The organism is Nocardia sp. NPDC024068 (assembly GCF_040638875.1).
Taxonomy (GTDB): domain Bacteria; phylum Actinomycetota; class Actinomycetes; order Mycobacteriales; family Mycobacteriaceae; genus Nocardia.
In genome coordinates this window covers 1-14,405 of record NZ_JBEZYU010000003.1, presented here as the reverse complement: position 1 = coordinate 14,405, position 14,405 = coordinate 1, and the positions used below count along the sequence as shown (strand labels likewise).

The window sequence follows — 14,405 nt, the reverse complement described above, 5'->3', positions numbered from 1 at the left end:
CGGTTCCGGCCGGACCCGCACCGGCCGGGCCCGCAGGGCCCCGCTTAGCATGTGCGCATGCCCGAAACACGTGCCGGCTATCTCACCGATGCCGGTGAGATCTACCGCCGATCGTTCTCGATCATCAGGTCCGAGGCCGACCTGGACCGGTTCCCGGCGGATATCGCGCAGGTCGTGGTCCGGATGATCCACGGTTGCGGCCAGGTCGATCTGGCCGGCGATGTGCTGTTCACCCCGTCGGTGGTGGCCGCGGCGCGCACCGCGCTGCGGTCGGGTGCCCCGATCCTGTGCGATGCGAACATGGTGGCCTCCGGGGTCACTCGTAAAAGGCTGCCCGCCGGCAACGAGGTGCTCTGCCTCCTGCGTGACCCTCGGGTACCCGAGCTGGCCGAGCGGCTCGGGACCACCCGCTCGGCCGCGGCACTCGAACTGTGGCGCGAGCGGCTCGGCGGCGCGGTCGTCGCGATCGGCAATGCGCCGACGGCTCTGTTCCACCTGCTGGACATGATCGCGGCGGGTGCGCCCGCCCCGGCCGCGGTGATCGGGATCCCGGTGGGCTTCGTGGGCGCCGTCGAATCCAAAGAGGCGCTGGCCGCGACCACCGGAATCGAATACCTGACGGTACGGGGACGCCGGGGCGGCAGCGCGATCACCGCGTCCGCACTCAATGCCCTCGCGAGCGAAGAGGAATGACCGTGCGGACCGGGAAGTTGTGGGGAGTCGGACTCGGACCGGGGGATCCCGAACTGGTGACAGTGAAGGCCGCCCGGATCATCGCCGAAGCCGATGTGGTCGCATTCCACAGTGCGCGGCACGGGCGCAGCATCTCGCGCGGTATCGCCGAGCCCTATATGCGGCCGGATCAGCTCGAAGAACATCTGATCTACCCGGTCACCACCGAGACCACCGATCATCCGGGCGGCTATCAGGGCGCGATCGACGAGTTCTACGCCGCGGCCGCAGGCCGGCTGGCCGCGCATCTGGCAGCGGGCCGCTCGGTGGCCCTGCTGGCCGCCGGCGATCCGCTGTTCTACAGCTCCTATATGCATATGCACCGCCGGCTGGCGGACCGGTTCGAAGCCGAGATCGTCCCCGGGATCACCTCGGTGAGCGCGGCCTCCGCGGCGCTGGGCACACCGCTGGTCGAGGGCGATCAGGTACTGACCGTGCTCCCCGGCACGATGTCCCCGGACGAACTGACCCGCCGCCTCGCCGACAGCGACGCCGCGGCGATCATGAAACTCGGCCGCACCTATCCCACGGTGCGCAAGGCCCTCGCCGATTCCGGCCGGCTCGATCGCGCCTACTACATCGAACGGGCCAGTACCGGCCGGGAACGCGTCCTGCCCGCCGGTGACGTCGACGAATCACAGGTCCCCTATTTCGCGATCACCCTGGTCCCGGGCCCGGAACCGACGACCCCGCTACCCGGCGAATCCCGTTCCGCGATGCGGGATTCCAGCACCCCGGCCGGAACGTCGACGGCAGTCCCGGGCGAGGTGCCCGCGGCGGGGCCGGATGAGTCCCCGGACGTGGGCGAGGTCGTCGTGGTCGGCCTCGGACCGGGCGATTCCGGATGGACCACTCCCGAGGTCACCGCGGCACTGGCCGCCGCGACCGACCTCGTCGGCTACACCACCTATATCGACCGGGTACCGATACGTCCCGGGCAGCACCGCCACGCCAGCGACAACCGGGTCGAATCGGAACGCGCGGCCATGGCACTGGATCTCGCCCGGCGCGGCGGCCGGGTGGCGGTGGTGTCCTCCGGTGATCCCGGCGTTTTCGCGATGGCGTCCGCGGTGCTGGAGGAATCCGCGAACCCGCAGTGGGCGGACGTACCGGTTCGGGTGCTACCGGGGGTCACCGCGGCCAACGCGGTCGCCGGGCGCGTCGGTGCGCCGCTGGGCCACGACTACGCCACGATTTCGCTGTCGGACCGCCTCAAACCCTGGGATGTGGTGGCCCGGCGGCTGGCCGCAGTGGCAGCGGCGGATATGGCCATCGCGATCTACAACCCGGCGTCGAGCCGGCGCACCTGGCAGGTCGGGGCCATGAAGGAACTATTGCTCGAACACCGCGATCCGGGAACACCGGTGGTGCTGGGCCGCGATGTCGGCGGACCGTCGGAAGCGGTGCGGGTGATCCGGCTGGGCGACCTCGATCCCGCCGAGGTCGATATGCGGACGTTGCTGATCATCGGCGCCTCCACCACCGCGGTGGTGGACGGCGGTGTGGGGGCCGCGCCCCGGGTTTACACGGCACGGCGCTATCACACCTGATCTCCCATCCGATAGCATTCCACTATGGAATGCCGTCGGTGAAAGGGAGATGTGGTGAACGCCAAAACGAAGCGGTCGCTGAACTCCACGGCCGCCTCACTGCTGGGGTTCCTGCACGAGGGACCCATGTCGGGCTGGGATCTGGTGACACTGGCGCAGGACCGGATCGGGGATTTCTGGACCATCACCCAGAGCCAGGTCTATCGGGAACTGGCGACCATGGACGCGGCGGGTCTGGTGGTCAAGGGCGAGGCGGGCGCCCGGGATCGCACCCCGTACCGCATCACCGAGGCGGGCCGCGCGGAGTTCGCAGAATGGATCGCCCGCGATCCCGGCGCCGAGACGATCAGATTCCCGCTGCTGCTCACGTTGCATTTCGGTGGTCATCTCGACCGGGAACAGCTGACCTCGATCATCGATAGCGGGCGCCGGGTCCATCAGGAACGCCTCGATCGCTACCGCGCCGAGGACCCCGCCTGCCTCTCCCCGCATTCCCGGGCCACCCTCGAATTCGGGATCGGCTACGAACGTGCGGTCCTGGACTGGTTCGACAGGCTCCCGGAGCTGCTCACCGGTTGAGCCGGACGGTGCGGTTGCCCCGGTTACGGAAATGCCCCGTTGTACTCCGAAATCCAGCGGTGTGCGGCGGAAACGGATTCGACCACGGCCATATCCGGCGGCACCGGCGGCCGGTCGACGATCACCACCGCGAGACCCGCATCGCGGGCGGCGGCGAGTTTGGCGGCGGTCGCCGAGCCGCCGCTGTTCTTGGTCACCACGACCTCGATCCGGTGCCGAGCCAGCAGGGCGGCCTCGTCGTCCACGGTGAAAGGCCCTCGGGCGAGCAGTAATTCGTGCCGGGGCGGTAACGCCACCTCGGGCGGATCGATGGCCCGGATCAGATACCAGGGTCGCGGATACTCGGCGAAAGCGCCCACTTCCTGCCGGCCCACGGTGAGCAGGATCCGGGCGCCCAGTGTCGCCGCGGTCGCCGCGGCGGCGGTGGTATCCGGTACCGGATACCACCGGTCACCCGGGCCGGCCGTCCAGCCGGGCCGCTGTAGTCGCAGCACGGGCAGCCCCAGCCGGGCGCACGCCAGCGCGGCATGCGCGGTCATGGTCGCGGCGAACGGATGAGTGGCATCGACGACCAGCTGTATCCGGTTGTCCGCCAGCCAGTGCCGCAGGCCGTCGACGCCGCCGAACCCGCCGATCCGCACCGTACCGGGCGGACGGACGGGTTCGGACACCCGACCGGCGAGCGAGGACACGATCTCGTGTCCTCGCTCGCCGGTCAGAAGGTGGGCGAGTTCGCGGGCTTCGCCGGTCCCGCCCAGCAGCAGAATTCTCAGGGCTGGCCGCTGAAGTAGGCGATGGCCGAATCCAGCAGCGGCGGGCCGCCGGCCACCGCGAGACCGATACCGGCGCCGATGATCGCGCCCGGGATGAACCCGACTCCCAGGAACAGGAACCCGACAGCGGCGCCGATCGCCGCACCGACGGCCGCACCCAGGGAGGCCGCCTGCAGTTCACTCATGAACCACTGCTGCGCGCCGATGAACTGCGCCGGTGCGGGCGCACCCGCGACCGGGGTGGCCTGCGGGGTGAGGGTGAGGCGGCTGTTGCCCTCATCGATCTTCGCGGAAACCGCGACCGTCTGACCGTTGGACTGCTGCGTCAGCGGGATGCCGGTGAGGCGCTCCCCGGCCGCGTTGGCGAGGACGACCTCGTTGTTGACGGTATCGAGGCTGAAGGCCCCGCCGGTAACGGTGGTGACCAGCGACTTTCCGGCCTCGGCCAGCGCCAGCGTGTAGTCGACGCCGCGGTCGTGCCCGGAGACCTCCGGCACGACGTTCTCCTGCTGTTCGACGGCGGGAGCCGTGGGGGCGGGAGCGGCGTATCCGGTACCGGCAGCGATACCGGTGGCCGCGGCGGCCATGATCGCGGTCGCGGCGAACTTCTTGTATCTCACAATCGATCTCCCCGTTGCGCACGGGCCCGGTGGCCCACGCTCGGAACATCGGTGACCTTACTACCGCTGCCCGATTCGTCCATTCGGGTTGTCACACTCGAGAAGGGACGCGGCAGTGCACATCACACCGCGCGCCCGCCCGTCACAACCGGCCGCTCTTCACCACCGACCACTGGGTCACCGGCAGCTGCGGGCGCCAGGTGGTGAACCGCCCGAGCGGTTCGCCCCGGTACACCTGGTAACGCCGCAACGTGCCCCCGTACGCGGCAGACCACTCGAGCAGCAGTGCCTCCGATTCGGCGGTGACCGCGTTGGCGACCACGCGGCCGCCTGCCGGAAGCCGCGACCAGCACAGGTCGAAGAGGCCGGGCGTCGTGAGGCCGCCGCCGAGGAAGATCGCGGCGGGCACGGGAAGCCCGGCGTCCGCATGGATCTCGGCGACCGCCTCCGCGCGGATGCCGATCTCCGGGACCCCCAGCGCAGCGGCGTTCGCGGTGATCTGCGCGCGCCGCCCCGGCCGGGTTTCGAAGGTGAGCGCCCGGCAGGACGGATGGGTACGGCACCATTCGATGGCGATGGTTCCGGACCCGCCACCGATATCCCACAGCGTCTCCCCGGGCGCGGGCGCCAGGGCCGCGAGCGTGAGCGCGCGGATCTCCGATTTCGTGAGTTGCCCGTCACCGTCGTAGGCGGAATCGGGCAGTCCCGGGAGCCGGGTCAGGCGGGCGCGACCGGGGTCTCCCGCGACGGTGAGCGCGACGATATTGAGCGGATCCCCCGGCGGCCGGTCCCACTGCGCCGCCGTTCCGGAGACGATCCGCTCGGCCGGGCCGCCCAGCTGTTCGAGTACCGTCACCCGGGTCGATCCGAAACCGTTGCGCCGTAACAGGTCCACCACCTGTCCGGGGGTTTCGGCATCCGCGCTCAGCACGAGTATCCGGCGGCCCTCGGTGAGCTCCGGTTGCAGCCGCTGCACCGGCCGTCCGACCGCACTCACGACACTCACCTCCGGAAGCGGCCAGCCCAGCCGCGCGCAGGCCAGCGAGGCCGAAGACGGCTGCGGTAATACGCGCAGCGCTTCCGGTCCGAGCAGCCGGGCCAGAGTGGTGCCGATGCCGTAGAACATCGGGTCGCCGCTGGCGAGCACCCCCAGCCGGGTGTCGCGCCGATCGGTCAGTAGTCCGGGTAGCGCGGGCAGCAGCGGCGAAGGCCACGGTTCCCGGCGGGCGGTCACTTCGGCCGGGAGCAGCTCGAGCTGACGAGATGACCCCAGCAGGACCGTGCACTCGCGCAGTGCCGCGCGTGACGTCTCGGGCAGGCCCGCCCAGCCGTCGGCGCCGAGCCCCACCACCGGTACCCGGGGCCCGGCCCATTCGATCGCGGGACCGGTGCTCACCCCCGCCGCCCCCGGGGCCCCGTACCGCACACGCTCACCGCGGCATCCGCCGCCAGATCGCCTGGGGCAGCAGCCGCATCCCGAAGAAGATCGGGCGCAGGATTCCCGGAATCCACACTCGCCCGGCCCGGCGCCCGAGCGCGGTGACCACCGCGGCGGCGACCTGGTCCGGAGTGCTGGAGAAGGGGGCCGGAGTCATCCCCTCGGTCATCGCGCCGACCACGAAACCCGGTCGCGCCAGCAGCAGATGCACCCCGCTGCCGTGCAGGGCGTCGGCGAGGCCGGAGGCGAAACCGTCGAGGCCCGCCTTGGCCGATCCGTAGACATAGTTGGCGCGGCGCACCCGGACGCCGGCCACCGAGGAGAACACCACGAGTTGACCGCTGCCCTGTGCGCGGAGTTCCGCGGCGAGCACGGTCAGCACGCTGACCTGAGCGGTGTAGTCGGTGTGGAGCACGGCCAGCGCGTGCGCGGGATCGGTTTCGGCGCGGGCCTGGTCCCCCAGCACACCGAAGGCCAGGACGGCGACCCCGATCGGGCCGTAATCGGAGACGACCTTGGCCAGCAGGGCGGGATGGCCCGCCGTGTCGTCGGCGTCGAACTCCACCGGATGCACCGCGGTGGCCCCGGCGGCCGTGAGTGCCGCGGTCTCGGTGTCCAGATCCTCGCACCTCCGGGCGGCCAGGACGACCGCCCGCCCCGGTGCCAGCCGCAGCGCGACCTGCAGACCGATCTCGCTGCGTCCACCCAGCACCAGCACTGTGCCCGGGGCGATCCCTCGTGTACGACGCACAACCATGGGCTCAGTCTGTCATCCTGGGGGAGGCGGGGACGGAACCGGGAGACGTGGGCGCCCGCGCCGCGACGACTACTGTCGGCTCATGCCACCGCATACAGTCGATCTCTCCCCCGCCGCCGTGGAATTCCTGGGCGAACGGCATCTGGCCATGCTCACCACCCTGCGGGCCGACGGCACCCCGCATCTGGTGCCGGTGGGTTTCACCTGGGACCCCGAAGCGGGCCTGGTCCGGGTGATCACCGGTGGCGGCTCGGTGAAGGCGCGCAACGCCCGGCGCGGCGGCTACGCCTCTGTCGGCCAGGTCGACGGGCGGCGGTGGCTCACCATGGAGGGCCCCGCATCGGTCCTGGACGATCCGGCCGAGGTCCGGGAAGCCGAACGCCGCTACGCACTGCGCTACCGGGTGCCGCGCGAGAACCCCGCCCGGGTGGTGGTGGTCATCGAGGTGCAGCGGGTCCTGTGCGGGGTCGCGCTGCGCAGCGCCTGATCGGCGCCGGGCCGATCAGGCGGGCAGCACCGTGGGCCCGTGCGGGCGCTGGTTCACCGATTCGCAGCCGTCCTCGGTGACGACCACGATGTCCTCGATCCGGGCGCCCCATTCGCCGGGGAAGTAGATCCCGGGCTCGATGCTGAAGGCCATACCGGGCCGCAGTTCGAGGTCGTTCCCGGCGACGATATACGGCTCCTCGTGGACCGACAGGCCGATACCGTGACCGGTCCGGTGGACGAACGCCGGGCCGAACCCGGCGGCCTCCAGCGGTTCCCGGGCGGCCGCGTCCACCGCGGCGGCGGTGATACCGGGGCGGACAGCGGCCACCGCCGCCGCCTGGGCGCGTTCCAGCTCACCGATGCGCGCCGCGATCTCGGCAGCGGGTTCGCCGAGCACATAGGTGCGGGTGGAATCGGAGTAGTAGCCCGGCTCCACCGGCCCGCCGATATCCACGACCACCACATCGCCGGCCTCGATCCGCCGGTCGGATACCTCGTGATGCGGGCTGGCGCCGTTGGGACCGCTGCCGACGATCACGAACGCGGCCTCGGTATGCCCCTCGGCCACGATCGCGTCCGCGATATCCGCACCGGCCTCGGCCTCGGTCCGGCCGACCCGCAGGAACTCCTCCATCCGGGCATGGACCCGGTCGATCGCCGCGCCCGCCCGCCGCAGCGCCTCGATCTCGGCATCGTCTTTGATCATCCGCAGCTCACGCAGCACCGGTGTCGCCGAGACGGGCAGCCCGCTGAAACTGCGCGCCAGCGGCAGCAGATGCAGGGCCGGCATGGCATCGGCGACCGCCACCCGGGACCCGATATGCAACGCCGACTGCACGAGCTCGTACGGATCGACACCGTCGACCCAGTCCAGAACCCGCAGCCCCAGGTCGTCCACGGCGGATTCGGCCAGCCCCGCCACCTCCAGCTTCGGTATGACCACCGACGGGGTGGCCTTGTCGGAGGTGATCACCAGACAGGTGAGTCGTTCGAACGATTGCGCCGCCGAACCGATGAGATACCGCAGATCCGGGCCGGGAGTGATGAGCAGTGCGTCCAGATGCGCGGCGTGCAGCAACTGCACCGCCCGCTCCAGCCGTTCCCCGTAGACCTCCGCCGCGAACCGTGACTCCGTGTGCGCGCTCATGGCCTCGAACTTACCCCGCGTTCGGGGACGGCACGCGGGATCGTCGGTGGCGCCCGGTAGATTCCGGCGGGTGACTACGACCGAATCCGCCCCGCGTCCGCTACTGCTGCTGGACGGAGCGAGTCTGTGGTTCCGGGCCTTCCACGCCATCCCGGACAAGATCACCGCCACCGACGGCCGCTCGGTGAACGCGCTGCGCGGGTTCACCGATATGGTCGCCTCGCTCATCACCCGGCATCGCCCGGCCCGGCTGGTGGTCTGCCTGGACCTGGATTGGCGGCCGCGGTTCCGGGTCGAGCTGGTGCCGACCTACAAAGCGCATCGCCTCGATACCTCCGCCGGAGCCGAACCGGGCGCCGAGGTCGTACCCGACAAGCTCACTCCCCAGGTCGAGATGATCCTCGAGGTACTGGCCGCCGCCGGGATCGCCACCGGCGGCGCCGAAGGGCTGGAGGCCGACGACGTACTCGGAACCCTGGCGTCCACCGAACGCACCGACCCGGTGGTCGTGGTCAGCGGTGACCGGGATCTGCTGCAGCTGGTCCGCGATACTCCGGCGCCGCCGATCCGGGTGCTGTATGCCGGTCGCGGCCTGGCGAAGGCCGAACTGTTCGGGCCCGCCGAACTCGCCGCGAAATACGGTGTACCCCTGGAGAACGCCGGTCCCGCCTACGCCGATATGGCCACCCTGCGGGGAGATTCGTCCGACGGCCTGCCGGGCGCGGCCGGTATCGGGGAGAAGTCCGCGGCCACCCTGATCAGCCGTTTCGGCACGCTGGAAGCACTCCGCGCCGCGGTCGAGGACCCCGCCGCCGATCTGGCGCAGGGGATGCGCGCCAAACTCCGGGCCGCGGCCGAGTATCTGGACGCCGCCGCGCCGGTGGTACGGGTGGTCCGCGACGCGGACGTGATCCTGTCACGTCCCGATATTCTGCATCCCATCCCGGCCGACGCCGACGCACTGATCGATCTGGCTCGGCGCTACAACGCCGAGAGCCCGATCCAGCGCCTGATCACCGCGCTCGCGACCTGCTCCTGAACACCGGCGCTCCGCCATCGGAAACGCTCGGCCCCGGAAAACAGCGAAACCCGCCGGGGGCACCTCCCGGCGGGTTCTCGGGGAAACCGATCAGCTCGGACGGCCGACCTCGTAGGTCCCGTCCTCCTTGGTGATCTTGATATTGACCGTCTTGGCCTCGCCACCGACCTTCAGATCGCAGGTGAAGGTCGCATCGACGGCGACATCCTGGCCGGACGGGCACTGGACGTCCTTGACGTCCTCGATCCCGTAGGACTCCTCGAGCACCTTCGCGACCCCGTCCTGCACCGCGGCCTGATCGAGCTGGTCGGTGCTGGTGAGCATCAGGATCACCCCGACCACGGCGCCGACGACCACCACGGCCAAGAGGCCGAGCCCGATGAACAGGCCGACCTTCTTACCGCCGCCGGAGGACTGCGGCTGTCCCGCCCACTGCTGCTGGGGCTGACCCCACTGCCCCTGCGGCTGCTGGCCCCACTGCTGCTGATTCGGATCGGCCCACTGCTGCTGCGGCTGCTGATTCGGATCCGCCCACTGCCCCTGCGGCTGCTGACCCCACTGCTGCTGATTCGGGTCGCCCCACTGCTGCGGTTGCGGTTGATCGGGCTGGGGCTGCGGCTGGCTCCACTGCTGCTGCGGCGGCTGGGGCTGCTGACCCCACTGCTGGCCGCTCTGGTCGCCCCACTGCTGCGTGGCCTGCGCCTGCTGCGGATCGCTCACCGGGGGTTGCGAGGGCTGCTGGCTCCCCCACGGGGGCGCCGCACCGGGCGGCTGCTGCCCGCCCCAGACCTGGGTGGGATCGTTACGTCCCTCCCCCGTACCCGGGGCGTCGTTCGGTCCGTACGGCCCGCTCATCTGGTTGCCTCCACTCGCATCGTCAAACACACGGTAGCCCCCCGCGTGCGGTTGAAATCAAATCACAATCGATGGTCTCACGCTGCGTCCACCGCGACGACACCACGGCGAATCGCCCGGACGGCCTTGGCCGCGGTGGCGGCGACCTCCGTATCGTCTGCGGTGCTGTGGATCTGATCGAGCAGGTCGATCACCTGCCGGCACCAGCGCACGAAATCGCCCGCGGACAGCGGCGAGCCCTGATCTCCGCTGGCCAGTAGCGAATCCGCCAGCGCGTCGCCACGCGCCCATTTGTAGATACCTCCCACGAACCCGAGATCCGGTTCGCGACTCGGCGCCAGCCGGTGCTCGGCCTCGTCGTTGCGCAACCGTGACCACTGCGCGAGAGTGTCGGCCACCGCACGACGGATCGGCGCCGTGGGGCCGGTGGCACCGAGATAGCCGCCCTCCGAACGGGATTCGTACACCAGAACCGAAATCACGGCGGCCAGCTCCGCCGGGCCGAGCCCGCGCCACAGACCCTGCCGCAGGCATTCGGCGACCAGCAGATCACTTTCCGCGTAGATCCGCGCGAGGCGCCGGCCGTCCGCGGTGACCTCCCCGTCGTGCACGAAACCGCGTTCCTCGAGCAGCCCTACGATCCGATCGAAGGTTCGGGCCAGCGAATTCGTCGTCGTCGCGACCTTCTGCCGCATCGCCTCGGTCTCCCGGCTCACCCGGTTGTAGCGCTCCCCCACCCGGGCCAGCTGTTCGCGGTCGGAACGGGAATGGGCGGGATGCGCGCGCAGGGTCCGCCGCAAGGTCTCCAGTTCGACATCGTCGGCGCCCCCGGCACGTTTGTCCCGCCGGGGGCGATGCGGCGCGGCGATCCCGGTACTGCGCAGCGCCGAGGCCAGATCACGACGGGTCCGGGCGGTGCGGTGGTCGACCCGCCGGGGCAACCGCATCCGCCCCAGCGGCTGCGCCGGCACCGGGAAATCGGCGACCGAGACCCGCCCCGCCCATTTGTCCTCGGTGAGGACCAGAGGACGTGGGTCGCCGGGGGTGGCGTCGGGTTCGAGAATCACCGCCAGACCGGCTCGGCGACCCGCCCCGATGGCCACCACGTCGCCGCGGCGCAGCTCGGTGAGCGCGGCCACCGACGCGGTACGCCGATCGGTGCGGGTCTGCTGGTTGAGCTGACGTTCCCGCTGTTTGATCCGCTCGCGCAACCGGAAGTATTCGAGGAAATCGCCGTCCTCGCCGCCGAGTTGCGTGGCCAGTTTGCGCAGCTGGCCCTCGTTACGTTCGATTCCGCGGACCAGACCCACCACCGACCGGTCGGCCTGGAACTGCGCGAAGGACCGCTCCAGCAGCAGCCGCGCCTCCTCGGCGCCGAGCCGGTCGATCAGATTGATCGACATGTTGTACCCGGGCTTGAAAGAACTGCGCAGCGGATAGGTCCGGGTGGAAGCGAGCCCGGCGACCGCGCTGGTATCCACCTCGGGCTGCCACAGCACCACCGCGTGACCTTCCACGTCGATCCCACGCCGCCCGGCCCGCCCCGTGAGCTGGGTGTACTCACCGGGAGTCAGCTCGGCGTGGGTTTCGCCGTTGAATTTCACGAGTCGTTCCAGCACCACCGTGCGAGCCGGCATATTGATGCCCAGTGCCAGCGTCTCGGTGGCGAACACGGCCCGCACCAGACCTTTGACGAACAATTCCTCGACGGTGTGCCGGAAAGCGGGCAGCATCCCGGCGTGGTGCGCGGCCAGCCCCCGGTAGAGCGCCTCGCGCCACTCCCAGTAGCCGAGCACCTCGAGGTCCGCGCGCGGCAGTTCGCCGGTGTGCTTCTCGATGATCGCGTCGACCACCGCGGGATCGGTATTCGCGTTCAGGTCCAGACCGGAACGCAGACACTGGGCCAGGGCACCGTCGCAGCCGGCGCGGCTGAAGACGAAGGTGATAGCGGGCAGCAGCCCCTCCTCGTCGAGCCGGGCCAGCACCTCCGGACGCGGTAGCGGCCGGAAGAAACGCCGCGGGCCGCCGCGGCCGCGCGGGCCGCCGCCGCTCCAGCCGTCCATCCGGTCGTGGGCCTCCCGCTGTTTGATGTAGCGGACCAGATCGGAATCGACCAGAATCCGCTGGTCGGAGGATTCGCTGTCGAACAGATCGAACATGCGCCGGCCGACCATCACGTGCTGCCACAGCGGCACCGGACGGGTCTCGTCCACCACCACCGTCGTATTCCCGCGCACGGTCTCCATCCAGGCGCCGAACTCCTCGGCATTGGACACCGTCGCCGACAGGCTCACGAGCCGCACATCCGGCGGCAGATGCAGGATCACCTCTTCCCAGACCGCGCCGCGGAAGCGGTCGGCCAGGTAATGCACCTCATCCATCACCACATGCGACAGGCCGCGCAGCGCGTCGGAGGAGGCGTAGATCATGTTCCGCAGCACCTCGGTGGTCATCACCACCACCGGGGCGTCCGAATTGATGGACTGGTCGCCCGTGAGCAGGCCCACCTGCTCCCGGCCGTATCGTGCGGTGAGGTCGGCGAACTTCTGGTTCGACAGCGCCTTGATGGGCGTGGTGTAGAAGCATTTCCCGCCGGAAACCAACGCGAGATGCACCGCGAACTCTCCGACCACCGTCTTACCCGCGCCGGTGGGAGCGCAGACCAGTACCCCGTGCCCCTCCTCGAGGGCGGTACAGGCATGGCGCTGGAAAGGGTCCAGCTCGAATGTCAGCTGGGAGGCGAACCGGGACAGTTCGGCGGTCAGCGACGCGTTCGATGTCACGAGTCCGAGACTAATCGAGGATTCCGACACCGGTCGCCCGGATTATGCCCGCGGCCGGAGTCGGAGGGCGCCGGGCTCAGAGGGTGTCCGAGTAGTCCGACGCCGTGCGCCGGGTATCGCCGGGCGCGGCCACCGGGTCCGCCGAGGTGATCGGACCGGCCGGATCCACCGAGGTGGGCGTCTCGATCCGCGAGGCCTGCTCGTCGTCCACCGGACCCCACTCCCGCTCCGCACGCACGGCCCGGCGTTTGTCGTTGAACCGGGAGAATTGCACCGCCACCTCGAACAGCACCGTCAGCGCCAGCGCGAGCGCGAGCATCGAGAACGGGTCTTGGGGGGTGACGATCGCCGCGAACACGAACAACCCGAAGATGATGCCGCGGCGCCACGCCTTCAACCGCTCGTAGGTCAGCACCCCGATCAGGTTGAGGCCGATGATCAACAGCGGCGTCTCGAAGCTGACACCGAAAATGATCAGCAATTGAATGATGAAGCTGAAATACTGCGTACCGCTCAACGCGGTGATCTGCACATTGTCGCCGATACTGAGCAGGAAACTCAGGGCGTGGGCGATCACCCAGTAGGCCAGCACCGCGCCCGCTACGAACAGGACCGAACCCGAGATGACGAAGCCGATCGCGTACTTGCGTTCCTTCGCATACAGCCCGGGAGTGATGAACGCCCACAACTGATACAGCCAGATCGGGCACGCCATGACCACACCGGCGGTGAGCCCGACCTTCAACCGCAACATGAACTGCTCGAACGGCGCGGTGGCGAGCAGCCGGCATTCACCGTCCGGGGAGAGCGTGGCCCGCGTCGAGGCGGGCAGATCACAATACGGCCCCCGCAGGATCTCACCGAGACTCTCGATACCCAGGAACGGATGCGCGTACCACAGGAAACCCACGAGGGTGGTCACGACAATGGCCGCCAACGAGATCAGCAGCCGGGTACGCAGTTCCCGCAGATGCTCGACCAGCGACATCGTGCCATCGGGATTGGTCCGGCGTTTGCTGCGCCGGGGGTCGAACGGAATTCGCATGGTATGTGGTTGCCCTCGTGTCAGCGTGCCTCGCTCCGCTCGGCCCGTGGCCCTGCATCGCCCCTCCGGTTCCGCTTCCCGGTCCGGACGACGATCAGCGCCCGGTCGGCAGCGCCGGGTCGACAGCCCTCATCGGGAGCCCGGTTCCCACCGGGCCGCGATCCGGGCCTCAGAGCGTTTTCGACTCGCTCCGGGTCTCCGTGGCCGGGGCGCCCGTTTCACGGCCCGACGGCAGTTCCGGAGCGGGCTTCGCGGCGGCGGCACCATCGGACTTGCCGTCGTTGTGCATCTCGCTCACCTCGCTCTTGAAGATCCGCAGCGACCGGCCGAGACTGCGGGCCGCGTCGGGCATCCGCTTCGCGCCGAAGAACACCACGAACAGCGCCGCGATGATCAGCCAGTGCCAGATGCTCAGACTGCCCATTGTGGTTACCTCCCAAGACTGTGGTCACTCTGATGCTACCTGGCCTGTGTTTTCGGCGCGCTGGCGCTGTGTTTTCGGCGCGCTGGCGCGCGCGGGGGTTCGGCCCTCTTGGCGTCTGCTGTCAGCCCTCGAGACTCGTGGCTTCGCCACATGCGCTTCGAGGGCTGACAGCAG

General features: G+C 69.8%; 14 protein-coding genes. 5 read left to right on the top strand and 9 right to left on the bottom strand.

Annotated features, from left to right (window positions below; genetic code table 11):
- The first annotated feature begins 57 nt into the window (after positions 1–57).
- Genes AB0F41_RS05230 through AB0F41_RS05220 form a run of 3 tightly spaced genes read left to right on the top strand, consistent with a single transcriptional unit; the run spans position 58 to position 2,861 of the window.
- Positions 58–693: a precorrin-8X methylmutase gene (locus AB0F41_RS05230; protein ID WP_357421452.1), complete on the top strand. Its 636-nt coding sequence runs from the start codon at positions 58–60 to the stop codon at positions 691–693.
- Positions 690–2,282, top strand: a complete 1,593-nt coding sequence (locus AB0F41_RS05225; protein ID WP_357421451.1) for a precorrin-2 C(20)-methyltransferase — start codon at positions 690–692, stop codon at positions 2,280–2,282. Before AB0F41_RS05230 ends, AB0F41_RS05225 begins: the two co-directional genes overlap by 4 nt.
- Positions 2,283–2,336: 54 nt before the next feature.
- Positions 2,337–2,861, top strand: coding sequence for a PadR family transcriptional regulator (locus AB0F41_RS05220; RefSeq protein WP_357421450.1), 525 nt, complete (start codon positions 2,337–2,339; stop codon positions 2,859–2,861).
- Positions 2,862–2,884: 23 nt separating this feature from the next.
- On the opposite strand, the gene AB0F41_RS05215 is transcribed toward AB0F41_RS05220, so the two are convergent.
- The 4 genes from AB0F41_RS05215 to AB0F41_RS05200 all read right to left on the bottom strand — a co-directional run bounded on the left by AB0F41_RS05215 (position 2,885) and on the right by AB0F41_RS05200 (position 6,449).
- A complete protein-coding gene (locus AB0F41_RS05215) occupies positions 2,885–3,580 on the bottom strand; it encodes a cobalt-precorrin-6A reductase (RefSeq protein WP_357421816.1) in 696 nt (231 codons plus the stop codon).
- A 50-nt stretch (positions 3,581–3,630) separates the two neighbouring features.
- Positions 3,631–4,254: a hypothetical protein gene (locus AB0F41_RS05210; RefSeq protein ID WP_357421449.1), complete on the bottom strand. Its 624-nt coding sequence runs from the start codon at positions 4,252–4,254 to the stop codon at positions 3,631–3,633.
- Between the two features lie 142 nt (positions 4,255–4,396).
- Positions 4,397–5,650 (bottom strand): precorrin-6y C5,15-methyltransferase (decarboxylating) subunit CbiE, encoded by a 1,254-nt coding sequence (cbiE, locus tag AB0F41_RS05205; RefSeq protein WP_357421448.1) that lies wholly within the window; start codon positions 5,648–5,650, stop codon positions 4,397–4,399.
- 34 nt (positions 5,651–5,684) lie between these two features.
- Positions 5,685–6,449, bottom strand: a complete 765-nt coding sequence (locus tag AB0F41_RS05200; protein WP_357421447.1) for an SDR family NAD(P)-dependent oxidoreductase — start codon at positions 6,447–6,449, stop codon at positions 5,685–5,687.
- Between the two features lie 82 nt (positions 6,450–6,531).
- Here AB0F41_RS05200 and AB0F41_RS05195 point away from each other — a divergent pair, with 82 nt between their 5' ends.
- A complete protein-coding gene (locus AB0F41_RS05195; RefSeq protein ID WP_357421446.1) occupies positions 6,532–6,936 on the top strand; it encodes a PPOX class F420-dependent oxidoreductase in 405 nt (134 codons plus the stop codon).
- A gap of 15 nt (positions 6,937–6,951) precedes the next feature.
- On the opposite strand, the gene AB0F41_RS05190 is transcribed toward AB0F41_RS05195, so the two are convergent.
- Positions 6,952–8,085: a Xaa-Pro peptidase family protein gene (locus AB0F41_RS05190; protein WP_357421445.1), complete on the bottom strand. Its 1,134-nt coding sequence runs from the start codon at positions 8,083–8,085 to the stop codon at positions 6,952–6,954.
- 70 nt (positions 8,086–8,155) lie between these two features.
- On the opposite strand from AB0F41_RS05190, the gene AB0F41_RS05185 reads away from it, so the two are divergent.
- Positions 8,156–9,124 (top strand): 5'-3' exonuclease, encoded by a 969-nt coding sequence (locus AB0F41_RS05185; protein WP_357421444.1) that lies wholly within the window; start codon positions 8,156–8,158, stop codon positions 9,122–9,124.
- A gap of 90 nt (positions 9,125–9,214) precedes the next feature.
- Here the strand turns inward: AB0F41_RS05185 and AB0F41_RS05180 are convergent, their stop codons facing one another.
- The 4 genes from AB0F41_RS05180 to tatA all read right to left on the bottom strand — a co-directional run bounded on the left by AB0F41_RS05180 (position 9,215) and on the right by tatA (position 14,231).
- Positions 9,215–9,979: a DUF4333 domain-containing protein gene (locus AB0F41_RS05180; RefSeq protein ID WP_357421443.1), complete on the bottom strand. Its 765-nt coding sequence runs from the start codon at positions 9,977–9,979 to the stop codon at positions 9,215–9,217.
- Between the two features lie 77 nt (positions 9,980–10,056).
- A complete protein-coding gene (locus tag AB0F41_RS05175) occupies positions 10,057–12,762 on the bottom strand; it encodes an RNA helicase (protein WP_357421442.1) in 2,706 nt (901 codons plus the stop codon).
- Positions 12,763–12,838: 76 nt separating this feature from the next.
- Positions 12,839–13,807: a twin-arginine translocase subunit TatC gene (gene tatC / locus AB0F41_RS05170; protein ID WP_357421441.1), complete on the bottom strand. Its 969-nt coding sequence runs from the start codon at positions 13,805–13,807 to the stop codon at positions 12,839–12,841.
- A 169-nt stretch (positions 13,808–13,976) separates the two neighbouring features.
- Complete coding sequence (tatA, locus tag AB0F41_RS05165) at positions 13,977–14,231, bottom strand: Sec-independent protein translocase subunit TatA (protein WP_357421440.1); 255 nt, start codon at positions 14,229–14,231, stop codon at positions 13,977–13,979.
- Positions 14,232–14,405 lie beyond the last annotated feature (174 nt).